Below are 24,555 nucleotides of genomic sequence, written 5' to 3'. Positions count from 1 at the left end.
GTTTTGGCAAGGCGGATAGCCAATGTTTACGGGCTTTTGCGGTATTTCGGACAGTGCGCAGGGTCTTGGGAATTCGGGGGCAGGGTTTGGGGCCGCTTCGCTGCCCAACGGGGGCAAGTCCCTTCGCCACAAGAGGTAATTTCCTACAGGATTTTCGGAAGCCCAAAATCAAAGGTACGTCCGACTGGGGCCGTCGTCTTCGACGGCTTCCATGCGGATTCGGTTGTGAGAAAAGGCAAAGCTCCGATTGATCGGCAAAGCTGTTTGGTTATGTACGAACACAGTATGTGTGGGAGCGAGCTGGCTCCTACAGGTATTGCATTAGCTTTGTATCCCGGGATCGCGTGAAGAACCTCATTTTATTGGGGTGCAAAGCTCCACCAGCGTTCCGTCCGGGCAGCGCACGTAGGAGACGGTCTGGCCCCAGGGTTTGATCAACGGGGCGGCCACCTCGCTGGCCCCTGCGTTCAGGGCTTTGGCGTGGGCGGCGGGGACGTCGTCGGTGACGAGGCCGACTTCCATGCCCAGTGGTTTCACGCTGGTGTGGGCGCTGATGTGGCCGCCGCTGAAGTTCATGGCGGCCAGTTCGTCGGCGGCGAACGCCAGGGCGGTTTCACCGGTTTCGAGTTCGCCGTAGGTGTTGGATTCGTGAAGGAATCGGGTGGTGAGGCCGAACGCGGTTTCGAAGAATTGCAATGAGGCGGGGACGTTGGCGACGTAGACGATCAGGTAGCCGAATTTCATGGGTGAACATTCCTTGTCTGGGTATTGACGGCGGAATGTAGCAGATTCGGCGGGCTTGCTCGCAAAGGGCTGGACAGTCGACATGGATGTTGAATGTCAGGTCCTCATCGCGGGCAAGCCCGATCCCACAGGGTTCTTTGGGGGGGGATGCTTGTGATTCAACTGATCGACAGCAGCATCCTTTGCAGCATTTCATCGCAGCCGTTCAATTGCTCCAGGCTGACGAATTCGTCCGGTTTATGCCCCTGATCCATGCTGCCCGGCCCGCAGACCACGGTGGGGATTCCTGCGGCATCGAATAGCCCGCCCTCGGTGCCGAAGGCCACCGTACCGAATTCTCTGCAACCGGAAAACGCAGCGATCAGCTCGGCCGCTTCGCTGTGGGCTTCGGTCGCCAGGCCGGGATACGCCGACAACTCGCTGAAGCGAATCTCGCTCTGCTCACTCACGGCGCGCATGCGCGGCAATACCTGCTGCTCGGCGTAGGTCTTCAGTGCCTGCGCCACCTCGCTCGGGTCGTGTGAGGGCAGGGCGCGGATTTCAAAATCGAAGCGGCAATCGGCGGGGATGATGTTCAAGGCCTTGCCACCGGAAATGACGCCGGTTTGTACGGTGCTGAACGGTGGGTCGAAGCGCGCGTCATGATGCTCGGGGGCTTTGAGCCGGTGGCCAATGCGCCCCAATTCGCCGATCAGTTCGGCGGCGTATTCGATGGCATTGACCCCCTGCGGCGCATAGGCGGAATGGCAGGCCTGGCCGTGAATGTCACAGCGCATCGCCAGTTTGCCCTTGTGGCCAAGCACCGGTCTGAGCTCGGTGGGCTCGCCAATGATGCAGAGCATCGGTTTGATCGGGCGCTGCTCCAGGGCTTTGAGCAAGGACCGCACGCCAAGGCAGCCGACTTCTTCATCGTATGACAGTGCGATGTGCACCGGCCGCCGCAGGTTGGCCGTTACCAGCGCCGGAACTAGCGCCAGCACGCAGGCGATGTAGCCTTTCATGTCCGCCGTGCCGCGACCGTAGAGCTTGCCGTCGCGCTCGGTGAGTTCGAACGGCGCGACGGTCCACGGCTGGCCGTCCACGGGCACCACATCGGTATGCCCCGACAGCACGATGCCCGGACGATCCGCCGGGCCGAGGGTCGCGAACAGATTGGCCTTGCTGCGCTGCTCGTTGTAGATCAGTTCGCAAGGCACATCGAAGCGTGCGAGGTAATCGCGGACAAACTCGATCAGCTGCAGGTTGGATTCGCGACTCGTGGTGTCGAAGGCCACCAGGGTTTGCAGCAAATCGCGGCTGCTGCTCATCGGTCGTCTCCGGCCACCCCGTAGCCCGGCGACTTGTCGGGGGCGAGGGCGCGGTCGATGTAGTCCTGGACTTGTGGGCGATAGGCGTCCCAGAGCTTTTCCAACTGACCGATCGGGTTTTCGTCATCCCAATCGACTCGCAGGTTGATGATCGGCCAGGTCAGTTCACCCACCACCACCATCGCCGCCGAATGCACCGGCCCGGCTTCGCCACCTGCGGCAATGGCCGCTTTCATCGCGGCGAGCAGGCGATCGGCGAGTTGACCTTCGCCGTGCTCGAACGCCTGGACCATGGCCTCGATCACCGAACGATCGGCCAGCATGTTGCCCGCCGCCACGCATTGTTCGCCCGACACGGCATTGTGGTTGCCCATGGTCTGCGCGCCGCTGAAGTGCGCGGTGCGGCCGAGGTGGTCGATGGCGGTGACCTGCCGATACTGGCTGTAGCCATTGCGGGTCAGCACCTTGTCCAGCGCCTCGGCCGGCGCGAGGCCTTGTTCCATGAGGGCGAGGACTTCCGGGCCGAGGGACGGCAGGGTGATGTTTTGCGTGGACACCGCGCCGACACCGGGCATCAGCCAGGGGCAGCGGGCGCCGACGGCGATGCTCGAGGAACTGATCGCGATGCCGAACTGACCGGTTTCGGGGCAGCGTGCGGCGATGGAAAAGGTCATGGGTGTGCTCCTTGGTGTGCCTTGTCGAATGGGGTGTCTGGGCGGGCCCCATCGCGGGCAAGCCCGCTCCCACAGGTATCTTCAGTGGTCACAAAGTCGTGTTCAGCGCAGATCAACTGTGGGAGCGAGCCTGCTCGCGATGGCCGCGACTCGGTCTACTCGGGAATCACCGCAATCACATCAATCTCCATCAGCCACTGTGGCTGCCCCAGGGCCGACACCACCAGCCCGGTGGAAATCGGGAACACGCCTTTGAGCCACTTGCCCACTTCCTGGTAGACCGGTTCGCGGTAACGCGGGTCGATCAGGTAAGTGGTGGTTTTCACGATGTGGCTCAGGTCGCTGCCAGCCTCTTCCAGCAACTGTTTGACATTGCGCATGGCTTGCTCGGCTTGCGCACGCGGATCACCCAGGCCCACCAGATTGCCTTCGAAATCAGTACCGACCTGGCCGCGCACATAGACGGTGTTGCCGGCCCGGACCGCTTGGCACAGGTCGTTGTCCAGGCTCTGGTTCGGGTAGGTTTGCTTGGTGTTGAACATGCGAATGCGGGTATGGGTTGGCGTGGACATTTGATGCTCCTGACAGAAAAAGGCTTAGGCACTGACCGTGGTTTCAAGGGCAACCGGGGCCGCTTCGGCCTGCCGTTGCGCCGCATCGTGGTAGTCGAGGTAGGAACGCTGGATGGCGATCTGGTCAGCCACGTACTTGGCGTCGTGCCAGACGCCCCAGATAAACGACGAACCGCGTCGCGACTGCCACGGCAGACCGAGGAAATACACCCCGGGCTCGCTCGATACGCCGCGCTGGTGCTGCGGCTTGCCGTTGGCGTCGAAGGCGTTGACCTTCAGCCAGCTGTAATCGGTGGCAAAACCGGTGGCCCAGATGATCGAGGTCACGCCGGCCTTGGCCAGGTCCAGCTGCAGGATCGGATGGGTCACGCACTCGGGATCGGGGAAGGTAATCCGCGCTTCCGGTTCTTGCGGCAGGTCCAGGCCGTTGCGCTCGATGTAGGCGTCGGCGGCATCGAGCAGCGCCAGATAGTTCTCATCGCCCCGGGTCAGGTTCTCGGCCAGGTTCGGCTGGAAAGTCGCCACGCTGCCGTCGAACGACTGGGTCAGGCCGACCAGGGTCATGCCGCGATGGGCAAGCCCGCGAAAGTCCACGGTCCGCCCGCCATGGGCACCGCTGACGGCAATGGTCACGTGTTCCCGACCGGGCTTCATCGCCGCTTGGTCCCACTCGCCCAGCACCCCCAGCCACCAGCAGAAATCACGGTTGCGGTAGGCGCGGGGAGGGCGATCGTGGGCGCCTACCGAGAGGTAGACCTGCTTGCCCGCACGCTGCAACTCGTCGGCAATCTGTACCCCCGACGAGCCGGCGCCGACGACCAGAACGGCGCCCTCAGGCAATTGCCCAGGGTTGCGGTAATCAGCCGAGTGCATCTGTAGCAATGGCTGATCTTTCGGCGCGATCGGCGGGATGACCGGGTTTTGGAAAGGACCGGTGGCGGCGACCACGCGGGCGGCTTCGATCACGCCTTCGGAGGTTTCGATGGTGAACCCGGGGCGACCGACATTGCGCTCGACCTTCAACACATCGACGCCGGTGCGGATCGGCGCGTTGAATTTTTTCGCGTAGGCTTCGAAGTAATCGGCCACCCGCTCTTTCGGGGCAAAGCTGTCAGGGCTCAGGTCGTCGAATGCCAGGCCGGGAAAGCGGTCGTGCCAGGCCGGGCCATTGGCCACCAGCGAATCCCAGCGGCCGGAGCGCCAGCGTTCGGCGATGCGGTTACGCTCCAGCACCAGATGCGGCACACCCAGTTTGCTCAGGTGCTCGCTCATGGCCACACCCGCCTGACCGGCGCCCACAATCAGCGTATCTGTTTTTATTTTTACAGTGGTCATCTCAATACCCTTTGAAGTTGGATTCAAACCGCATGTGGCCTGCCATCTCTTGGGGTCAAGACTAGGGATCACCCTGATATCGGTAAAATATTATTAAGCTGGCATTTGAGTATAAATAACTGATGCAGCGCCTTTGGCCCCGCAGCTTGGGGCGCGTGATTCCGCCCAGGGCAAACCGCTTCCACCCGGCGTCCCGAGTGGGCGATGAGGCAATGGGGCCGTCTATCGTCAAACTTGAACTGTCAGGGGGATATCGCGTCATAAAGGTCGCGATATCAACCCCCTACGGAAGCAATCATGCTTTTAAAAAACAAGAGTCTTGTAGCCGTCATGTCCTGCGCCTTGATGTTGGCGGCCGCCCCTTTACTCCCGAGTGATCTGTCGGTCATCAACACCGCTTCCGCCAGGGAAGGGGGTGGACACGGCGGTGGCAATGGCGGTGGCAACGGTGGCGGTCATGGCGGTGGAGCGGGCGGTGGTGCAGGTGGCAGCCACGCCGGCTCAGGCCACGCCGACAGCAACGGCCGCGCTAACGGGCTGGACAGCGACCACGCCGGCAAAGCCGTTCGCGACCATGGCATCAGCGGCAAGCACTATGGCAGTGAGCGAAATGATGATCGCGGTCATGGCAGCACGACCTCAGGTGTCGCCCATTCCAAAGACACCCGCGGCATAACCAAGGCCACCGCGATCTCGGCTACCACGCCCGGTGATCACAACACCAAAGGGCTGAGTCATGCCGGGCCATCGGGAACAAAAAAATCCCATTGATCGGCAGTTGAAGCGATCAGCTTCAGCCCCAGAGAAAGCCCGCAGTCCTGCGGGCTTTTTTTCGTCTCAAGGTTGCCCGTAGCCCTTGGGCACTGCAAATCCGCGCGGCTCGATCAACCGAATGATCGTCATTGGCCGTTGTGACGAAATGTCTGCAATTTTTGCAGACCGCCAGATCAGGCCTGAAGGGGGGCACTGTCGTCGGTAGCGCAGGGTCCTGATGGCAACCATTCATTTGGTCGATATTCATCATTAAAGAATGCAAGTTCTGTTTTTCTGTCATCGGAGGAGGATAGCGTTATACCGATCTCGCCTTTGAAGGAATCAGCGCGATGAGAATTTCAAGCCTGCTGGCTTTTGTCGCCGTGTTCACCGGCAGCGTTGCCGCCACCGTCCCGGCCGTTGCCGCCGATTTGTCCTGCCATTTTCCGCCGATCACCGACAGCGTCGCCAGCCTGCAGCACGCGCAATCGGTGGCGGTGCTTTACAGCGAAAACACCGTCAACACCCAGCAATACCTCGAGAGCTACCACGCCGTTGCGGTCAATGGCGCGAAGAACCCGCAGATGAATCCGCAGATCGGCAAGGCGTTCGTCGACAGTTCCGATCCGCAGCGTGCGATCAACTGGCTGATTTTATAACCCCTATATAAAAATGCACACTACGTAATGGTTGGGTAGGAGGAGATTGCCCAAAACCATAATTTATCGTGACCACACAGAAATGCACATTGTGTATAGTGCGCGGGATTTTTCTAAGGTGGTGGGTCATGACGGTAGTTGCGGTGAGAGGAAAATTTCTGGATCTCGGTGAGTCCATGCTCAACGAGGACGGCGAGATGGGGGGTGTTAAGGGGGTTGTGACTGTCACTGGGGCAGGAGTGTTCGATGAAAATGAGCGCTTGCTGCCACTGATCTCGTCCTTTCTCAGCGAAAAGCTGGATACGAAAAAATTCGCTTTGCAGACTGCACTGACCTATGGGCGAAACCTAGGGTACTGCCAGGACTTCCTGAATGGTCGGCGAGAGCTGTCAGCTTGGGAGAGAGACGAAAAATTCCTCCATGTGGGTCAGCCAATCCTCCGGGCATACGTGTCCCAGATGCAGAGCCTTGAGTTGGGATCTAAGACTGTTCGTAACAGGGACGCATCCATTCAGTCGTTCATTTCTCGCTTCCTATGTATTACTCGTGATGATCGCCCGGCTTTCCGGGCTGATGACCCATATGCGTCAGGCCTGATGTCACCCGCACCAAAGTCAACGTTGGTAAAGTCCTGCTCACTGCCTGACCTCAGGGTACTGATTGAGTCGACTTCACTGGAGCGTGAACGGTGCCTGCTTCAGTTCATTTTTGATTCTGGGGTGCGCCGATCCGAAGTTCCTCGAGTTATGCGGGCATCCATTGATGAAGCGCTCAGGTTGGGCCAAGCCGTGTCCAGCGCTGATCCGAGGACAATAGACACGCCTTCCAACTACTGCCTGCTTCATATCAATGGCAGCAAAGGTGGTGGCGATCAAATCAAAGAACGGCTGAGCATCGTAAGCCCGGCGACTCTGGAGCGTATTAAGCGTTATCACGCCTCTGCCATCTATAAGCGGCACAGCCGAAAATTTCCCAAAGACCAAGCACCTGCATTCCTCAATGCTCATGGACATCCCTATACCCCCAACTCAATCAGTGCCTTGCTCTCCCGTGTTTCTAAGCGAGCAATTCGTAATCTCAAGCTTGCGAAGCCAATTTCTCCGCACAAGCTTCGTCATGGCTACGCATACGCGCTACTTAACAGCAAGGATCTTGGCAACGATTTATTAGAGCGCCAGGTGATGTTGCAGAAAGCGCTGGGCCACTCGAAGCCGAGCACCACAGAAATGTACACGCGTGTCCCCGCCAACCTTCTCAATGCAATCTGTGGCACGAACCAAGACGCCGAGTCCAAATGCGGATTCCACGCCATCCGGCCACCCAGTCCACGCTCATCTGGCCAGGCATTCCACGGCCATCTGGCCACCTGTTCCACGGCCATCCGGCCGGGCAGTCGGAGCGCAGCGACGCAGGGGTGGCATTGTTAGTCCGAGGTGCTCGGCGTCGTCAATTTCTGCGTCCGTTTGCGCATTGATTCACCCTTCAGATTGATCCGATAAGCGTTGTGCACCAGGCGGTCGAGGATGGCATCGGCCAGGGTCGGATCGCCGATCAGTTCGTGCCAGTTGTCCACCGGCATCTGGCTGGTGACGATGGTCGAGCGCTGGCCGTAACGGTCGTCCAGTAGCTCCAGCATGTCGCGCCGTTGCTCACCGGTGAACGGGGCCAGGCCCCAGTCGTCGAGGATCAGCAGGTCGGTCTTGGCGTAGCTGTTCATCAGCTTGGCGAAGCGCCCGTCGCCATGGGCCAGGCCCAGCTCTTCCAACAGGCGCGGCAAGCGCAGGTAACGCACGCGGTAGCCGGCCCGGCAGGCCTGGTGGGCCAGGGCACAGGCCAGCCAGGTTTTACCGACACCGGTGGGGCCGCCGATGATCAGGTTGAGGCCGTCGCGCAGCCACTGGCCACTGCTCAGTTGCAGGATCAGCGCCTTATCCAGTCCGCGCGGGCTACGGTAGTCGATGTCTTCGAGGCAGGCGTTGTGCTTGAGCCGGGCCTGGCGCAGGCGGCTGCTCAGGCGCTTGTCGTCGCGTTCGGTCAGCTCGCGGTCGACCAGCAGGCCGAGGCGTTCTTCGAAGCTCAGGCTGTCGATGTCCGGGGTTTTCAGTTGTTCATTCAGCGCCTTGAGCATGCCGTGCAGGCGCAGGGTTTGCAGCTTGTCCAGGGTCGGATGGGGCAGCATGGTGAGTTTCCTTGGGGTCAGTGGTAGTAGGCGGATCCGCGCAGGTTGGCGTGGTCGTCCGGCAGTAGCGGCAGGTTGGTTTGAGCTAGCGGCAGGTTTTCCAGCCCCTGGCGCAGGATCGATTCGAGGCTCTTGTAGCTGCACGTGCCGAGGCTGATGGCGCGACGGCAGGCCAACTCCAGACGCACTTCGCCGTGGGTTTTGCCCAGGCGCAGGATGCCCAGGCAGGCCCGGTAACCCTGCTGCGGATGGATGCGCCGTTCGAGGATGTGGCTGATCACGCCGGCCGTGTTCGGCCCGGTCTGCTCGGCCCAGCGGATCAGCCGCTGCGGCGTCCACTCGGCATGCTCGCGATGGCTCTTGGGCATGTGCTCGGCCTGCGTGCTGTGCCTGCCCTTGTGCATTGAGCGCAGGTGGCTGGCCACTCGCTGGTTGGCGTGGAAGCACTCCACCGTGCGCGCCGTCAGCCGTACCTCCAGCTGCTTCTTCACCAGTTGATACGGCACCGAGTAGTAATGCCCATCGACCTCGACGTGGTAGTCGATGTGCACCCGCGCCTTTTTCCACTCGGCGTAGACGTAGGGTTGCTCCGGCAGGGGGCGCAGCGCCGGACGATCCAGAGCTTCGAAGGCCGACTGCCGGGAGCCCGGCAGCTTCTTGAACGGGCGTTGGTTGAGCCGCTCCAGCAACCCGGCGATAGCGCTGTTGAGTTCCTCCAGGGAGAAGAACTGCCGATTCCTCAGTGCGGCGAGGATCCAGCGCTCGACCACCTGCACGCCGACTTCGGCCTTGGCTTTGTCGCGCGGTTTGCGCGCCCGCGCCGGCACCACCGCCACGCCATAGTGCTCGGCCAGGTCGCGGTAGCTCGGGTTGATGTCCGGCTCGTAGCGATGGCTCTTACTCACGGCACTTCGCAGATTGTCCGGCACCACGATCTCCGGCACGCCGCCGAGGAAGGCGAAGCAACGGGTATGCGAGCCCAGCCAGTCCGGCAGCTGCTGTGACCAGGTGGCTTCGGCGAAGGTGTAGCTGGACGCGCCAAGCACCGCGACGAACACCTGCGCCTGGCGGATCTCGCCGCTGTGGCGATCGATCACCGGCACCGTCTGGCCGGCATAGTCGACGAACAGCTTCTCGCCGACGCGGTGCTCCTGACGCATCACCACGTCCAGCTTGCCCTGCCAGGCTCGGTAGTGCTCACAGAACCAGCTGTACTGAAAGCCCTGCGGCTGGCTCAGGCGGTACTCCTGCCAGAGCAGCGCCAGGGTTACGCCGGGGCGGCGCAGTTCGGCATGCACCCATGCCCAATCGGGTAAAGGCCGCTTCTCACTGGCAACCGCCGGGGCCGGCGGGAACAGTTGCTGCTCCAACTCGGCATCGGACAGCGAACAGGGCCAGGTGAGGCCGCTGGCGGCAAAACGATTGAGGTAGTCGCCGACGGTGACACGACCGACCTGCACGCTGACCGCAATCTGGCGAGCCGATAGTCCGACCTCGAACTTGAGACGTAGTACTTCGCGAATCTTACGCATGGATAAACGCTCCACGACGACCTCTCTGCTTCGAAAAAGAGGTCGATGGTAGTGAAGAAATCCTGCGTAGCTGCCTACCCGGTTGAGTGGCCGGATGGCCGTGGAATCAGTGGCCGGATGCGCGTGGAATGGGTGGCCGGATCAGCGTGGAATCGGTGGTCAGATGCTCATGGAATGGGTGGCCAGATGACCGTGGAATCCGCAGACAAAGTCGAGATCGGGAGTGTTTCACAACCGATGACCTTGTTGTTTGAGCGTCAGTTGCGTTTTGGGGACATTCTGACTGCGGAAACATTGATAATTCTTGCTGTTCTCGCGGGGGCATTCGTATTGATGCCTGTAGTGTTGATTCGGCATTTCAAAGCGATTGAAAGAGCCGAGGTTGAACACGAGCGCTCGGCTTATCTCGCGACCCATGATGTTCTAACCCAACTGCCGAATCGCTACCTCTTCGTCGATCGTTTTGATCAGGCCCTCTCAAACTGGACATCGAGTGGGACTGCGTTTGCCGTACTGTTGATCGATCTGGATCATTTCAAGGACATTAACGATAAGCATGGCCATGAGGTCGGCGACCAGGTTCTCAAAGCTGTCGCGAATCGCATGCTTCAGGTCACTCGTTCTTGTGACACCGTCGCACGCTACGGTGGAGATGAATTCGTGATTCTGATCACGGATCTTATTAACCCAGAGAGTGCTGAGCAGTACGCTGAGAGGGTGCTGGAAGCCATTGAGCAGACAGTAGCGACAAGCGCTGGAGAGCTATCACTGTCGTGCAGTATCGGCGTCTCTCTGTGCCCCAATCATGGCCAAAGTCTGGGTTCGTTGCTGAAAGCGGCTGATCAGGCCATGTATGGCGTTAAACAACTGGGGCGTAAAGGAGTGGCGATGACCGAGTCCCCTGAAGCTTGAGATGGTTACCCATACTACGTAGCTTCCGAACACCGCAATCGTATGAACAAGGCCAATGAAGCTAAGGAAACCAGCGCATGTGAATATCCTTGAGGGCGCCGTTGGCCTCGATGCGATGATAGCCCTCGTCGTACATCTCCAGCGCCCGCAATCCTTCTGGGTGGGCCAAGCTAAAGCCAATTGTTGAGTTTTCCACTCCGCAATTGAAGGCGAAGCGCACTACATCCTCGGTGCCCGATTGTTTGGCTTTTTGATTCCTAACCTCCAGGTCATTGTTCATCACCAATACCGCCTGAAAACGACGAGCAGCGAGTTTTTGCAGGCTTGTTAAGTCCGAGAGTGAGTTCTCGAACACCACCCCTGAGGTTTGGAGCGCCGTCACCTGAGCTGAGTATTCGTAATCTCTGGTGATGCCAACGACCGTGCCAGGCGGCAAAATACATTTTCCATCTGGAGGGCGCCAAGACTAAGTCGACATCCTTTGGCGAGATTCGAGAAAAGCGCACACGAAAGACTAAAAAAGTTCAGCAGCGAATTGCGCTGCTTCGAATTTCCTTGAAAATCCGAACCGCATCTCGCGATGGTGGTAAACCGAACACCCGTGCGTAGTCCCGACTAAATTGGGTAGCACTTTCATAGCCTACTTCGAACGCGGTGCTGGTAACGCTTTTGGCACTTGCTACCATCAGCGTTCGTGCCTGTAGCAGGCGAACCCGTTTCTGATACTGCAACGGACTCAACGCCGTGACGGCTTTGAAGTGGCGGTGGAAGGCTGACACGCTCATCGACGCAAGCTGTGCTAAGTCGTCGACCCGGATCGGCTCGGCGAAGTCCTGGCGAATGCGCTGAATCGCCAGGTTGACCCGGGCAATGGCGCTATCGGGCAATGCGATATCGCGCAACATCCATCCATGCGGGCCTTGCAGGACTCGGTACAGAATCTCCCGTTCGTAAACCGGTGCAAGTGCGGCGATTTCCTCAGGATGCCCCATCAAACGCAGCATACGCACCCAGGCATCCATCAGTTCGGGGGTGACGGCGGCAACCGAAAAACCGGCATCCTTTTCGTGTTGTCCGAGCGGTTTGGGCAGGTCGGCCAGTAGCGTCGTCAAGACAACCGGATCAAGGGTCAGACTGACCGCGAGGTAAGGTTCGCCGGCAGCAGAGGGGTAAACCTGGCCGACGGCGGGCAGTTCGATGGACATGACGAAATAGGTCGCAGGGTCATAGCTCAGCGTACGGTCGGCGATCGTCATCGATTTGCTGCCTTGCAGAATCAGATTAATCATCGGTTCGTATACGGCAGCCAGCAGGTGCTCGGGGATTTCTCCCTGAACCATGGCCACGCGCGGGATACCGGTTTCCGTGCGGCGGTTTTCGGCTCGACTCGCCAGGGTGCGCAGTTCAGTCAGTTGGGTTTTCATGGTGATCATCTGAACTCAGGCGACTACGTCCAAGCAAGCGAAAAGCAGAAACAGGCAGGTTTCGAGTAGGAACCGCTGCGCTCACGCTGCAGCAGATGGCTACTGTGGTGGCTCACCTCAAGGACATTGGAGCAGCGCATGAGCGTTATCGTTATTACCGGCGGCAGTCGCGGCATCGGCGCCAGCACCGCCGAGCACTGTGCTCAGCGTGGCATGGGCGTCATCCTCACCTTCAACACCAACGCCGAGGCGGCCTCCGCCTTGGTCGAACGTATTCAGGCAGCGGGCGGCAAAGCTGTGGCGCTGCAGTTGAATGTTGCGGATGTCAGCCAGTTCGGTCGATTCCACGCAGCAGTGCAAAAAAACCTGCAGGCAGTCTGGGGCGTGGAAACCCTCGCCGGGCTGGTCAATAACGCCGGACACGGTCTGTTCAATCCGCTGGACTCGGTCACAGAAGCGCAGTTTGATGATTTGTCGAGCGTCCACCTCAAAGGCCCTTTTTTCCTCACGCAAATTTTGCTGCCATTGATGGGCGAGGGCGCCAGCATCGTGAATCTGACCTCTGCAACCACACGCGTTGCCACTTCCGGCGTGGCGCCCTATGCCGCCTTCAAAGGCGGACTCGAGGTGCTGACCCGTTACATGGCCAAGGAGTTTGCTAATCGGGGTATCCGGGTCAACTCTGTTTCCCCGGGGGCGATTCGCACAGAACTGGGCGGCGGTTTGAATGATGAACTCGAAGTATTGCTCTCCTCGCAAACCGCTCTTGGGCGGGTTGGCGAACCGCAGGATGTTGCGCGCGTGATCGCCATGCTGCTATCCGAAGACGGGGGCTGGATCAATGCTCAATCGATCGAAGTCGCGGGCGGCTATTTCATCTGAATCAGTACATGATTGCGAGGCACCATCCAGGCCGTTGCAGAGTTGACTTCAATCAAGTAAGTGGGCTTTTCGGTACGCTTGGACAGTAAGGCCGTTTCGCGGCAAGCAGGTGTTGCTGTGGTCATGATTCCGTGAGTGCAATCGCCCTGAGTCAGTTTATTTCGGCGGAGCTAAACTCAGCGTTCTTGGATACAGGTCATCGTCGCCGGCTGTTCATCTGCAGGCTTTAGATAAATTGGAGCTAGGGTTTGACGGTGATGCCTGCGGCGGTCAGAGCGCTGCGTAAGGACTGAGGCGCAGCGAAAGCGAATCGCGCCCCCCGAAACTGCCAATGCATGACAATCGGTAAGTGCCATGAGAAAAAAAACATCCCCAGAGCATCACCTTCAACTTCGGGTACGCGAGCTTGGGCAGTTGTTTAACTCGATGGATCCGACACCTTTTCTTAATAAGGATCTCGATCGCGAAGCTGAAGCGTTCATTGAGAGTTGGGCGGCGGAATTTCCGTCGGACAGCCGGCTTCGTATCACAATCCACCTTGAGCACCTACCAGCAGAGGGCGATCCAAGTGCGATCATGATCGAGGCAATCCACAATTACTTTGATCATAAGGCAGGCCTCACACGCAGTGAGTTAAAACACCTCCTTCGAGATGGCCGCATTAGCCTGGTGATCGGCATCGCCTTTGTTACCCTTTGCCTGATTGCAGTGGATGTCATTGGCCAACTTGGTACTGGCGCTGTGGTCGGCATAGCGCGCGAAAGTCTGATGATCGTTGGTTGGGTGGCAATGTGGCGACCGCTGCAGATTTTTCTATATGACTGGTGGCCGCTTTTAAGATTGATTCACGTCTACAAAGCCATCAGCCATGCACATGTTCGAGTGGTGCAAGGTAAATAATTTCTGCCGTAAGCCGAAAGACGTCAATATCGGCGATGTTCCTGCTAGTCCACGTTCGGCGCTATCAATCGGACATCGATTTCTGTGTTTTACCGTGACGAGCTAACAGGACTTCACCATCCCAATCACCATTTGCTGTTCCCGGGGGGCGAGGAAGAAGTCTTCCTTCGTCAAAAGCGGCAGCCAACGTGCTTCGTGGTTCATTCACACCAGGCTGTGTCGACGTCAACGTGATGAGGGACAGGGGATGATAAAAACGCTCCTCGACAACCGAGCCCACCCAAAGCGATGAAGTCCGTTCGTTTGTAAGCTCGAAATCGACGACCCACACTCGAAGCACGAGACGCGAGCTGCTTAGTGGGTTGTCACTACTTGATCGAACGAGCGTCAGACTGGGGAGGCGACCACTGGCGAAAAGTGGAATGACCGGAAGAGCCGCTGGGGCGGTCTGAACAGTAATCCAATTCAGAGCGTTCAACGGTGTCCAGTCCGCCGACTCGTGCCAAGCGTGGTTCTGCAGGACGGCTCGCAAGTCCTCCAGGCTACCGGCCCACTGGAACGACAGTGGCTCATTTGTTTCGCCCGTGAGGTCAATTCGTCGTACTGGCACTTGCTGCCAACCCGACGCCCACCAATCGGTGGCGGTCATGGATGGAGTCGTTGCTTTGACAGCATAGCGGTCGATATCGGTGGCATGGCTACGGTAGATATTGAGTCCTCCGACGAGAATCAGTGCCGAACATCCGGCGGCGAGTAGGCCCTTCCCTAGTGGCCATAGCACGGTCAATGTCGTGCTCTACGGTTTCCTCGCATTTCTCATCGCGCGTGATCTCCACCCGGCATGGCGCCTCATGGTCGCTCTCGGCGCAGCAATCCTGATATTTCTGATTGCCTCCTCGCGCCTCTACCTCGGTGCTCATTGGTTTTCAGACGTTATTGGGGGATTGGCATTCGGATCGGCTTGGCTGGCGCTGCTCGGACTGTCCTACCTAGGGCGCCAAGTTGGAGGCGTTGAGCCAAACCCCTGTATTTCCGTTTGCCAACTGAATAGTCAACTGTGCCTGAGCTGTGGTCGTACCAAGGAGGACATCAAAAAATGGAAGCGCATGAAACGGCCAGAAAAGATGGCTGCGGTGCAGCGAGCTGCTCAGCGTCTGAAAAGCCTGCAAAAAAAGAATGCTTAAGCCTCTTTGGGTATGCTTAGGCGAGCTGATGCTGCGAGTTGCGCGGTGGTATTCGCGGTGACCAATTACGGTGACAGTGATACAAAAAAGCAAAGCCCCGAAGGTTCGCGACTTCGGGGCTTCTATTTTCGCCTTCATCCCTTAATGATTGGCGAACGTGGCGGCGAGAATACCAGTGTTGAATCGATGATTCACTACGATAGGAGGAGGGTGTCTTCGCTCGGAAAGGCGTCGTACGAGTGAATGAAGCTAATACCAATTTTTCACTGGTGACTTAGTAATAAATGTACAAATTGAGCCTTCAAAAGGCAGGAAGGGCCTGGCATCCGAATTGTTCTAGGTCGCAACAAAAGTTTGAGTACAAACAAAGGGGCTAGTTGAGAGCTCTTTTTGTCGGCTAGGAGGATGGAGAAAAATCGAGAGACAGAGCAGTTTCCTAAGCTTTTGGCTTTAGATGGCAGGCCTACCGGCCAAAACGAATTGCTTTCGACTTAAGTTGGACTCTTCCCCTCAATCAACTGTTTACTTTGACGGAAGGCCGAAGCTGGCGATGAGGCTTGCCGTCGCTAGAACACACATCACAACGAGCAAAGGTGTTGAGCCGAGTTTGTCCAGAATAACAGCAGCTGCCACAGGGCCTACGGCCTGTGCGACCAGCATTGGACGGGCCAATAAGCCCATGCGAGTACCGTAGCCATCTTGCCCAAAGAGAGCCAGTGGTAGCGTCCCACGTGCAATGGTCAGAATCCCATTTCCAGCGCCGTACAGCGCCATTGCAACGAATGCCAGCGATGGAATGGCCGGTATCAGTAACCCGATTCCTATCCCGCTTAGCAGTATCGCGGCCTTGGCGGAGGTGGTCGGATGAAAATTTCGCCCTACGGAAAACTCCGCAAGTCGGGCTATTACTTGAGATGGCCCGATCATCATACCGATGGCCAGTGCAGTCGCCGTAGCGATGCCGAGCAGCTTCAGCACATCAAGCAAATGGACAGAAATCGAAGAAACAACCAGCGACTGGAATGTCAGAAGGGTAGCCAGTAGCAGGAAGAGACGATTATAGGATTTTGTGTGGTGGGCAGTGGTGGTGGAGGGATCACGGATAGGCGTAGTTCCGCTATTCGAAATACTCTCACTCTTCGGAATTACAAAGAGATGAATTGGCAATCCAATGACCAAGTGAGTTGCAGCTAGCGCCACACAGCTGTATCTCCAGCCAATCTGCTGCTCAAGACCGGCTATCAGTGGCCAGCCCAAAGTGCTCGCGAAGCCACCCAACAGAGTAAGACCGGTCATTGAAGTCCGTGCACTTTCTCCGAATAGACGTCCGAGAGTCGAGAAGGCAGCGTCATACAGTCCGGCAGCCATGGCGACGCCAATGAATGTCCAGGCCAGGTAGTAGATGCCCAGGTTGCTAGCAATGCCCATCAGCAGCAGTCCCAGTGAGATCAGTATCGAACTGGTTGCCAGGACGGGACGGCCACCATGCCGATCTATCTGCCTCCCGACCATAGGAGAGCAAGCCCCTGCGACCAACAGACCCCATGATAGTCCGGCTACAGTGCTGGTAATTGACCATCCCATATCTCGTGCAATCGGCGTCGCAAGGACTGCAGGCAAATAGTACGTTGTACTCCACGCCAGTATCTGTGCGATGCCCATCGCCCAGACCAACCCAGTTCGGTTGATTGTGTGAGGGCGGCTGATTGGATAACTCACAAGGTGCGAGCCCATTTTAGTTGTTAGGTGCAACAAATTAGCTACACCGATGCAGCGTCGTCAATCAAAATGAAGGAGCGGTTGACCATTTCCTGAAGTCGGGACTATCGTTGCACATAACAACTAATTTGTGGCGACCATGGCAAAGCGAAAAAAAGACCAGCTGACTCAAGACTCCGAGGATCTATACGAAGCCTTGAACCAGCTCGTCCGGGTGTATCAGTTCCGCGACCGGGATCGCATCTGCTGCTATGACGTTTCGGTCACGCAGTGCTATGCCATTGAGACTTTGGTCAAAAGGGGCCGACTCCGCCTACAAGCGTTGGCAGAAGAGATGTTCCTGGATAAAAGCACCGCGAGCCGGGTGGTCGATACGCTTGAACGCAAAGGCTATGTGTCGCGGGTGGAAGACAGCGAGGATCGTCGCGCAGTTCAGGTTGAGGTTACTGAATCTGGTCATGAGCTTTACCAAAAGATCCGCGCTGACCTGATAGCTGAAGAGCGGGCAATGATCGAACACTTGTCACCCGAAGCGCGGCAAGGCGCGTTGCGCTTGCTGAAACAAATCACTCGAGCGACTGAGATTCGCTGTGGCCTGGTCAGTGGCTGCTGCCCGTCGGTGCCTGAAGTGAAATGAGGGGGAAGCCCCTTTTTTATCTAGAATGTTGTTACTACCAACTTTAAGGGTTTAAGCATGCGCATTCGATTCGCTGAAGTCAGGGATGCTGCGTCAATAGCTGACATCTACAACCAAGGTATTGAGGAGAGAAGCTCCACATTTGAGACGACGCCGCGCAGGCCAGAGGACATGCTTGAGCGCGTCGCCTTGATGGAGCGCTACCCGACCCTGGTAATGGTCAGCGATGCAGATGAGGTGGTTGCTTGGGCAGGTTTGAGTAGTTACCGCTTCCGCGCCTGTTACGACGGTATCGCAGATTTCTCGATCTATCTGGATCGGAGCATTCGAGGCCAGGGGTTAGGAAGAGTCTTACTTCAAGCGCTACTGGACGAGGCCCAGGTTCGAGGATTTTGGAAGGTGCTTTCTCGTATCTTTACCTTTAATGCGGCCAGCTTGGCGTTGTGCCGTTCGTGTGGATTTCGGGAGGTGGGTGTGTACGAAAAACATGCTTGCCTCGAGGGGCGGTGGCTCGATTGTGTAATCGTCGAGCATCTAATTCCTACCAATCAGCCGCAATAACGTGAGGAGTCAGCCATGGACAGTACACTTCCTGTTGCGATCATAGGTGCCGGCCCCGTAGGGCTAGCTGCAGCCTGCCATGCCATCGCGAGGGGACTGACTCCCTTGATCTTCGAGGCGGGGCCCAATGCAGGCGCAAGCATCGAAAAATGGGCGCATGTGCGGATGTTCTCTCCATGGGGATTCAACATCGACAAGCAGGCTGCCAAGCTGCTTTCGGCTCACGGATGGGTGGCGCCTGCTGAAGACACTTATCCATCTGGACGTGAACTGCTGGATCAGTACCTGTATCCACTTGCCGCGCTGCCGACCCTGAATAGACACCTTTGCCTGAATATCGAAGTCTTGGCGGTGACTCGGCTTGGCCAGGACGTCATGAAGACGAAGAGCCGTGCGGCTGCACCATTTCTGTTGCGAGTCAGAACTCCAGAGGGCGAAAAAGATGCGTTGGCCAGCGCCGTCATAGATGCATCGGGCACGTTCCGCTCGCCAAATTGGATGGGTGCACATGGTATTCCTGCCTTGGGCGAAAAGGAGTTGGCTGACCGTATCGCTTATGGCATTCCCGAAGTGCTTAGTAGTGAACGGCAACGCTATGCAAATCGGCGAGTCATGGTGGTTGGCAGCGGCCACTCTGCCTTCAACGTCTTGCAAGACTTGGCCCGGCTTGCCCTCCAGGAGCCTGGCACGAAGATTTTCTGGGTGATTCGCGGCTCCTCTTTGGATCGCATATTGGGCGGAGGGGCAAACGACAAACTGGAGGAACGGGGGAAACTAGGGCAGGGGATTCGCAAGCTGTTGAACGATGGGGCCATTGAGCTATTCACCAACATCGCCATCGACAGGGTTGTTGCAACTGACCATGGCATCGTTGTTGAGGCGGGCGGTCAAGCTCTCCCGGTGGTGGATGAGGTCGTGGTCGCAACGGGCTTCCGACCGGAGTTGGGGCTACTTGCCGAACTGCGCTTGGCGCTGGATTCAGCGACTCAGAGCCCCATTCATCTTGCTCCACTGATTGATCCGAATAAGCATAGTTGCGGCACTGTTCGCCCACATGGTGCCGTTGAGCTAGCTCACCCCGATGAAGGAACTTTCATCGTAGGAATGAAGAGCTATGGCCGTGCCCCGACTTTCCTGCTCCTGACAGGCTATGAGCAGGTGCGTTCGGTGGTAGCGGCGCTGGCCGGTGATTGGGATGCGGCCAAGCGAGTTGAATTGGTCTTGCCAGAGACAGGCGTGTGCAGCACGCAATTCGATGATTCTGAGTGCTGCGACCGAGCGGCAAACTCTGGCTGTTGCGAGCCAAGTTGCTGCACCGATTCGGATAAGGTTGCCGAAGTTACGCCTGCGTTGAAGGGTTCCTGCTGCTCGTAACTGTGCGTGAAGTTGCATGCACTCAACTAGGCATTTGCATTCGACCAGACCTCTGCCTGGCTAACTGCCCCCATGCCCATTCAAGTAGGGCATGGAGGCTTGGCCTATAGGATTGTGCAACCGTAGTTACACATTAAACCTTCGTGACTTGAAGCTGATCTTCTCCTTGAATTCCTCCACTCTCCCGATGCGGCGAATGTTCGCCCACGTCCCTTTGTAATATGGGATTACGTTTCGGTCTGTCCATGGCGTGGTCAAATCGCCCATCACGCCGTTGAAATGACCGAACTGCATAAACGTCTGGTTATGCTTTATATCCGGCTCCAGGTAGGCCAGCGCATAGGACGAGCCGTAGTCGTTGAAGACCTCGACCACATCCCCGGATGCGATAGCCAACGCTTGGGCATCGTCAGGGTTGATTTCCAGATATGCCATCGGCACACGCCGCTTCACGAAATCGTTGTATTGATCGTGGTAGAGCGTTTGCCACGCCTCGTTGATGCGCCCATTATTGACCCAGAACTGGTATTTTTCCTTCTGCTCAGCCACCGGCTTTGGCAACCCTGGCCACGTCGAGGGTTTAAACTCAGCCTTGCCGTCCGGAGTATCGAACTTGTAATCGGTGTAGAGCATTTCTGTGCCGATCAGTTTGCCATCTCGGTATTCTTTGGCAGGTAACTGGACTCCATTGTTGCCCATGGCTCTCAACCGTTCGTAGGTGACAAGATTGCCCGTGATGCCTCCCTGACTGTCGATTGGGCCAGCACCGGCTTGGCCGGCCATACGAAAACCATCATTGAAGGCGTCCTCCTCGGTTTTCCAGTCGAACCCTGTAAAACGCGCCGCCATTTCCTGTTTTCCTTCGGCGAGATACATCTGCTGAAGGGTATTGGCGATGGCCGCCGCGATCAGGCAGTCTGGTTTTGCCGAACCCGGAGGATCCATAAATCTTTCCGATAGCCGCATCCTGCGCTCCCCATTCATAGAGGTGAGGTTCATCTCACCTGGATGGGCTGCCGGCAGCATCACGTGCGCGGCCTCTGCCAGTTTGGTGGGGTAGAGGTTGATATTGGCAAGGAAAAGCCCGCCTTTAGTTTTCACCGCATCGTAGATGGCATCGACCATCTGCGTGGTTGAACCGCCACGGACATTGGCCATGGCTTCTCTGACAATATTGGCGCGTCGCAGAATGACCGTGCGATGTTGTTCGGCATTGAGCGTGGTCTGGAACGGGTTGGCTCCCCATGCCGTGTACATCATGCCCTTGCCATTGATGATCTCCTGATCCACGTAGATCTTAGTGTTGCCTGGATAGGGAGGACGTGTGTACCCCTCCTGATGCCCACCCATACGCACTACACCTGTACCCCGTCGTCCCACGTTATGGGTTGCCAGCACCAGGTCGACCAGGGCGGACTGGATGAGGTAGTTGTCATTACCCCAGATAATCCCTTTTTCGTACGCATGCATGGTGTGGGGGTGGTGACCCGAAGCTTTGGGTTTGTAAGCCCATTCAGCGGCAAGCTTGAGTTTATCTACCGAAACGCCAGTGATACGGCTCGTTTCTTCAAGCGACAGCTTGTTGGCTTGAAGTGCCTGATCGAACCCTTTGGTATGGGCTGAGATAAATTCTTTGTCGTGCCAGTCTTGTTCAACCACGTAGGTCAACAGGCCGTTGAACAGAGCGATATCCGATCCTGGTTCGATATCGAGGTGAAGCACGTTGTCCTTGCCTGCCGCTTGTTCGGCCACAGAGATCGTGGGCGTCCTGCGGGGGTCAACAAAAATCACTTTCGCAGGGGCGACACTCTCACCAGGAAAGCGCTGCTTACGTTTGTCGACCGTCAGCCCCTGCAAGTTGGGCAGCCAGTGCGCCAAGAAATAGTTGGTTTGGGTTTCGTATGAGTTGCAGCCGATGGCAACAATGACATCAGCCAACTCGGCGTCTTCGTAGCTGTTGTTGAGTTCGCCAATGCCCATCTCGCGGGTAGCGTGGCACTCAGAGTTATAGGCTGGGCGGTTGTGGATGCGCACCAGTGGTGTTTTCAAGGCAGTGAACATCAACTTGCCGGTGCCCCAGGTATTCTCAAACCCGCCTCCAGCGCCTCCGTGATCGAAACAGTCAAAGGCGAGAACACCTGGCCCGTCATTATCGAGAATCTTCTTGGTCACGCCGGCATAAAGTGCCAGCGCATCATCCCAATTGGTGTCTACCCACTGGTCAGCCACATAGACGCGTGGACTGCGCAACCGCTCCTTGCCCACTCCATCGGGGGTGTACATGACTTTAGCCAGTTGACCACCCCGCGTGGACGACAACCCTTGGTTCACCAGGCACTGTTTGTCCGGCACGATCATGATGTTGTAGCGCTTGCCGTCTTTGTCGGTGATCGTGTTTTGCATTGCCGGGGTCATGATGACGGCCAGAGGCGGCAACTGCTTGCGAAAGTCGAGCCCGAGCGCATTTTCATCGGGTGCCCGCCCGCCCTCCTGGCTCTCCGGCCATTTGTAAACGTGATAACCACATCCCACGATACAAAAGTGGCAGGTAAGGTTGGACTTTTGGGCTCCTGGAGGCGGGAGCGCCACACGATCTTTGTTAGTTGCCATTTTAATCTCCTTGTCACAGGAGGTTGGACTGACGTCCGTAGATCAACCCTTCGACGGCGACTGCACGTACCGAATCGTCTTTGGGGTTGTATTCGAGTACTACGCTTGGCAGGTTCTCGGTAGCTTGGCCGGACACCATCTGACCAGCATTCTCAGGATCAAAGATGCTGAAATGGCAGGGGCACTTGAACAATCTCCTCTCTGCGTCATAGGCAACCGGGCAGCCCATGTGAGTGCATAGGATGCTGTAGGCGACAATATCGCGATCCGGGCCGACGCCGCCTGGAACAGGAGCGCCCATTTTGATCAATGTACAAGGTGAGGCGGCATCGGGGTAGGAAAATGACACTGGTGTGTTGACCTGCAATTTCTGCGCTTTGCTGATCGCTTTCATCTGGTACGGGAGATTGACTCGCCCCTCTACCGCAGGAGTTGACGTTGCGGCTTGAGTTAAATCGGGCACCCCGAAGGCCGCGCTCGCAGCAACGCCGCCGCCCACCTTCAAGAAGGTTCTTCTGGAAATGGATGTCATCTCTGCCTCCGCATGACGCTTGCGATGCAGTCGGCCCTGTCTGTGTCGTAAGCAGCTATAGGTTCAACCTAAACAGCATAGGATAGAAAAGCCTTTTTTGTGGCCAAAACGGCTTAGATCTCGAGTGAAGTCGTATTGCCGATCAACGGCAATGCAAAGCTCGGGTCAATGGAGACGCAATTTGAATGGTGCTTTATTGCTTTAGTTGTTTATTACTGCGCAGCGGCCACCGGTTCATTGCCTGTGGAGTGCAGATGGCGTAACAAATGCGGGAGGATCACCTCAACGTCAGGCCCCACCCCTCTGAGGGTTGCTGAGGCGAAATTGCGCTGCTTTGGTAGACCCACAAAGTACAGTCCTGGAACATGGAGCGCTTGTCCATCACGCTGCATGAGCCTCCCCCGATCATCCGTTACCGCCAAGTCTTCAAGAAAGGCAATATTTGGGCGGAACCCAGTGGCGAATAACAGACAATCGACGGCTTCCTGCTGACCATCCGCCCAAACAACCCCGGTTGGGATTACTTGCTCGAACATCGACCGCTGATTGAAAAGGCCCGACTTCAGCGCCTTTTTATAAGTACCGTCATCGAGTACCGGCGTGCTCTGATCATTGAGCCAGCGGGTTCTTTCTAGGCCTGTCCATTTCAGCCAGGCATGGAAATCTGCGCCGAGTAGTTTCTGCGGAAAGAATCGAATCGCCTCGCGTGTGGCCAGCGTGACTTCGGCAACCGTGGCTAGCTCGTAAGCTATCTGCACTGCCGAGTTCGCCGCGCCAATGACCACGATACGTTGCCCTCTGAACGCATGTGTATTTCGATACTTGGCGCTGTGAAGTTGAACGCCCCGGAAACTTTCGAGCCCCGGAATGTCCGGGGTAAAGGGGCGACTAAATGCCCCTGACGCCACGACCAGTGCCCTGGTAAAGAAGCGTTGCCCATTGGCAGCCACTATTTGGAACCCCCCAGCTTTCTGATCCACCGTTATGACCTGTATCCCTGGAAGAATCGGCAACTGGAAGAAACTGGCGTACTGCTCTAGGTAGCGTACTACTTCATCTCGGGAGGGGTAGTGCCCCGGCTCTCCAGGAAACGGCAGCCCCGGTAGTGAGGAGTATGCTGCCGGCGAGAACAGTTCGAGGCTCTCGTAATAGTTGCGCCAGTTACCACCAGATTGCTGCTGCTCATCCAAGATCAGGAAGTCGAGTTCCTGTTGTTTCAAATGCCAGCCACAGGCCAGCCCTGCCTGCCCTGCGCCTATTACGACAACATCGTATGGGTGATCTTTTGTGTTCATGTGTGCGCACTTATACACATATTAAGGTAAGAAAAAGATCAGCGAGATCCGTCTGGGCAGCACAATAAAGCAATGCTCTTGGTGTGATGGAGGATGTCCTCCAGTCGCTTGACGATGGCTGGGCCATCCACCTCATAGAACATCTGACGTCCCACCTTAGTGGCGCGCACGATCCCGGCGTCCAGCAGAACCTGAAGATGACGAGATACTACCGAACGCTCCTGGGGTAGATCAGCCGCAATCGCGGTGACATCTGCGCGACCTAATTGCATCACGCGCTTTAGCACAGCGACTCTTGGCGGCTCGCAGAGGGCTTTGAAAAATGTGCCGTCGAGAGACTCAATGGCAGACTCAATGGCTTGTGATCGGTTGGTGGTAGCGTTCATGCCGAGAATATATGTGCATGTTGATGCACATGTAAAGTCCCGTTTGGAGGGTGGCACTGCCTCTTTCAGTAGAGAGCAGTGCCACTACAGCTTATTTCTTAATGGTCTGTAGATAGTCTTTCAGGGTTTTTTCAGCAGCCGATTTCACCGTCATTCCGTTCGGGCCAGTACCGATGTCGGAGAACTGTTTGGCAGGCTCACCAGTTCTTTGGAGCCTTCGCGGAATACCCAAAGTCGACCATCTTCGACCTCGGTAATGAAGCCTGGCTTGTCGTATTGACTTGCGAATGTAGCGCTGGCGAACAGGCTGGTGAGTAGCATCGCGGTCAGGGGCAGTTTGTTCATCGCAAGGTTCCTGCTTGAGGTTGAGGTGTGGGGGAGCCT

25 protein-coding genes and 2 pseudogenes are annotated in these 24,555 nt (G+C 57.2%); 11 read left to right on the top strand and 16 right to left on the bottom strand.

Features of this window, described 5'->3' with window-relative positions:
- Positions 1-354: 354 nt before the first annotated feature.
- The 5 genes from JQF37_RS24750 to JQF37_RS24730 all read right to left on the bottom strand — a co-directional run bounded on the left by JQF37_RS24750 (position 355) and on the right by JQF37_RS24730 (position 4,632).
- Positions 355-744 (bottom strand): VOC family protein, encoded by a 390-nt coding sequence (locus JQF37_RS24750; protein ID WP_130208954.1) that lies wholly within the window; start codon positions 742-744, stop codon positions 355-357.
- 158 nt (positions 745-902) lie between these two features.
- Positions 903-2,051 (bottom strand): acetylornithine deacetylase, encoded by a 1,149-nt coding sequence (gene argE / locus JQF37_RS24745; RefSeq protein ID WP_130208952.1) that lies wholly within the window; start codon positions 2,049-2,051, stop codon positions 903-905.
- A complete protein-coding gene (locus JQF37_RS24740; protein WP_130208950.1) occupies positions 2,048-2,725 on the bottom strand; it encodes a DUF1028 domain-containing protein in 678 nt (225 codons plus the stop codon). The genes argE and JQF37_RS24740 overlap by 4 nt, the downstream gene beginning before the upstream one ends.
- Positions 2,726-2,880: 155 nt before the next feature.
- Positions 2,881-3,297, bottom strand: coding sequence for a RidA family protein (locus tag JQF37_RS24735; RefSeq protein ID WP_047528033.1), 417 nt, complete (start codon positions 3,295-3,297; stop codon positions 2,881-2,883).
- 24 nt (positions 3,298-3,321) lie between these two features.
- The gene (locus JQF37_RS24730) at positions 3,322-4,632 is read right to left on the bottom strand and encodes an NAD(P)/FAD-dependent oxidoreductase (RefSeq protein ID WP_130208948.1); all 1,311 of its coding nucleotides are present in this window, start codon (positions 4,630-4,632) and stop codon (positions 3,322-3,324) included.
- Between the two features lie 297 nt (positions 4,633-4,929).
- On the opposite strand from JQF37_RS24730, the gene JQF37_RS24725 reads away from it, so the two are divergent.
- The 3 genes and pseudogenes from JQF37_RS24725 (at position 4,930) to JQF37_RS24715 (ending at position 7,471) form a co-directional block, all read left to right on the top strand.
- On the top strand, positions 4,930-5,403 hold the full coding sequence (locus tag JQF37_RS24725; RefSeq protein ID WP_130208946.1) for a hypothetical protein: 474 nt from the start codon (positions 4,930-4,932) through the stop codon (positions 5,401-5,403).
- Positions 5,404-5,735: 332 nt separating this feature from the next.
- Positions 5,736-6,038: pseudogene (locus JQF37_RS24720) on the top strand (ATPase); the annotation flags it as partial.
- Between the two features lie 134 nt (positions 6,039-6,172).
- Entirely contained in the window at positions 6,173-7,471 is a 1,299-nt protein-coding gene (locus JQF37_RS24715; RefSeq protein ID WP_204149776.1) for a tyrosine-type recombinase/integrase, read from the top strand.
- Here the strand turns inward: JQF37_RS24715 and istB are convergent.
- Positions 7,468-8,223: an IS21-like element helper ATPase IstB gene (gene istB, locus JQF37_RS24710; protein ID WP_050481612.1), complete on the bottom strand. Its 756-nt coding sequence runs from the start codon at positions 8,221-8,223 to the stop codon at positions 7,468-7,470. The two genes, JQF37_RS24715 and istB, sit on opposite strands and share 4 nt — an antisense overlap.
- Before the next feature lie 17 nt (positions 8,224-8,240).
- Entirely contained in the window at positions 8,241-9,755 is a 1,515-nt protein-coding gene (gene istA / locus JQF37_RS24705; protein ID WP_050481613.1) for an IS21 family transposase, read from the bottom strand.
- Between the two features lie 51 nt (positions 9,756-9,806).
- Here istA and JQF37_RS24700 point away from each other — a divergent pair, with 51 nt between their 5' ends.
- A complete protein-coding gene (locus JQF37_RS24700; protein WP_275424145.1) occupies positions 9,807-10,667 on the top strand; it encodes a GGDEF domain-containing protein in 861 nt (286 codons plus the stop codon).
- Between the two features lie 61 nt (positions 10,668-10,728).
- On the opposite strand, the gene JQF37_RS24695 is transcribed toward JQF37_RS24700, so the two are convergent.
- A complete protein-coding gene (locus JQF37_RS24695) occupies positions 10,729-11,103 on the bottom strand; it encodes a hypothetical protein (protein ID WP_130209081.1) in 375 nt (124 codons plus the stop codon).
- Between the two features lie 88 nt (positions 11,104-11,191).
- Complete coding sequence (locus JQF37_RS24690) at positions 11,192-12,091, bottom strand: AraC family transcriptional regulator (RefSeq protein WP_189340436.1); 900 nt, start codon at positions 12,089-12,091, stop codon at positions 11,192-11,194.
- Positions 12,092-12,229: 138 nt separating this feature from the next.
- Between JQF37_RS24690 and JQF37_RS24685 the strand changes: the two genes are divergently transcribed.
- On the top strand, positions 12,230-12,973 hold the full coding sequence (locus tag JQF37_RS24685) for an SDR family oxidoreductase (protein WP_130209083.1): 744 nt from the start codon (positions 12,230-12,232) through the stop codon (positions 12,971-12,973).
- 354 nt (positions 12,974-13,327) lie between these two features.
- Positions 13,328-13,873, top strand: coding sequence for a hypothetical protein (locus tag JQF37_RS24680; RefSeq protein ID WP_130209085.1), 546 nt, complete (start codon positions 13,328-13,330; stop codon positions 13,871-13,873).
- A 64-nt stretch (positions 13,874-13,937) separates the two neighbouring features.
- Here the strand turns inward: JQF37_RS24680 and JQF37_RS24675 are convergent, their stop codons facing one another.
- The gene (locus tag JQF37_RS24675) at positions 13,938-14,522 is read right to left on the bottom strand and encodes an LssY C-terminal domain-containing protein (protein WP_223272697.1); all 585 of its coding nucleotides are present in this window, start codon (positions 14,520-14,522) and stop codon (positions 13,938-13,940) included.
- Between the two features lie 142 nt (positions 14,523-14,664).
- On the opposite strand from JQF37_RS24675, the pseudogene JQF37_RS31525 reads away from it, so the two are divergent.
- A pseudogene (locus tag JQF37_RS31525) lies at positions 14,665-14,790 on the top strand (hypothetical protein); the annotation flags it as partial.
- A gap of 63 nt (positions 14,791-14,853) precedes the next feature.
- On the top strand, positions 14,854-15,057 hold the full coding sequence (locus JQF37_RS24665; RefSeq protein ID WP_189340437.1) for a DUF1289 domain-containing protein: 204 nt from the start codon (positions 14,854-14,856) through the stop codon (positions 15,055-15,057).
- A 522-nt stretch (positions 15,058-15,579) separates the two neighbouring features.
- Here the strand turns inward: JQF37_RS24665 and JQF37_RS24660 are convergent.
- Entirely contained in the window at positions 15,580-16,719 is a 1,140-nt protein-coding gene (locus tag JQF37_RS24660) for an MFS transporter (protein WP_130209089.1), read from the bottom strand.
- Between the two features lie 196 nt (positions 16,720-16,915).
- On the opposite strand from JQF37_RS24660, the gene JQF37_RS24655 reads away from it, so the two are divergent.
- Genes JQF37_RS24655 through JQF37_RS24645 form a run of 3 tightly spaced genes read left to right on the top strand, consistent with a single transcriptional unit; the run spans position 16,916 to position 19,348 of the window.
- Positions 16,916-17,413, top strand: a complete 498-nt coding sequence (locus JQF37_RS24655) for a MarR family transcriptional regulator (protein ID WP_130209091.1) — start codon at positions 16,916-16,918, stop codon at positions 17,411-17,413.
- A gap of 57 nt (positions 17,414-17,470) precedes the next feature.
- Positions 17,471-17,974 carry an arsinothricin resistance N-acetyltransferase ArsN1 family A gene (locus tag JQF37_RS24650; protein WP_130209093.1) on the top strand — a complete coding sequence of 168 codons (504 nt, stop codon included), beginning with the start codon at positions 17,471-17,473 and terminating at the stop codon, positions 17,972-17,974.
- Between the two features lie 15 nt (positions 17,975-17,989).
- Positions 17,990-19,348, top strand: a complete 1,359-nt coding sequence (locus tag JQF37_RS24645) for an NAD(P)-binding domain-containing protein (RefSeq protein WP_130209095.1) — start codon at positions 17,990-17,992, stop codon at positions 19,346-19,348.
- Between the two features lie 126 nt (positions 19,349-19,474).
- On the opposite strand, the gene JQF37_RS24640 is transcribed toward JQF37_RS24645, so the two are convergent.
- The 5 genes from JQF37_RS24640 to JQF37_RS24620 form a co-directional block, all read right to left on the bottom strand.
- Complete coding sequence (locus JQF37_RS24640; RefSeq protein ID WP_130209097.1) at positions 19,475-21,958, bottom strand: arsenate reductase (azurin) large subunit; 2,484 nt, start codon at positions 21,956-21,958, stop codon at positions 19,475-19,477.
- A gap of 13 nt (positions 21,959-21,971) precedes the next feature.
- On the bottom strand, positions 21,972-22,490 hold the full coding sequence (locus JQF37_RS24635; protein WP_130209099.1) for an arsenate reductase (azurin) small subunit: 519 nt from the start codon (positions 22,488-22,490) through the stop codon (positions 21,972-21,974).
- A 212-nt stretch (positions 22,491-22,702) separates the two neighbouring features.
- Complete coding sequence (locus JQF37_RS24630) at positions 22,703-23,785, bottom strand: NAD(P)/FAD-dependent oxidoreductase (protein WP_130209101.1); 1,083 nt, start codon at positions 23,783-23,785, stop codon at positions 22,703-22,705.
- Between the two features lie 38 nt (positions 23,786-23,823).
- Complete coding sequence (locus JQF37_RS24625) at positions 23,824-24,171, bottom strand: metalloregulator ArsR/SmtB family transcription factor (protein ID WP_130209103.1); 348 nt, start codon at positions 24,169-24,171, stop codon at positions 23,824-23,826.
- A 150-nt stretch (positions 24,172-24,321) separates the two neighbouring features.
- On the bottom strand, positions 24,322-24,516 hold the full coding sequence (locus tag JQF37_RS24620) for a hypothetical protein (protein ID WP_223272698.1): 195 nt from the start codon (positions 24,514-24,516) through the stop codon (positions 24,322-24,324).
- Between the last annotated feature and the right edge of the window lie 39 nt (positions 24,517-24,555).

The organism is Pseudomonas sp. MIL9, from assembly GCF_016887925.1.
In the GTDB taxonomy this organism is placed as follows: Bacteria; Pseudomonadota; Gammaproteobacteria; order Pseudomonadales; family Pseudomonadaceae; genus Aquipseudomonas; species Aquipseudomonas mohnii.
This window is presented reverse-complemented; position numbering and strand designations above follow the sequence as displayed.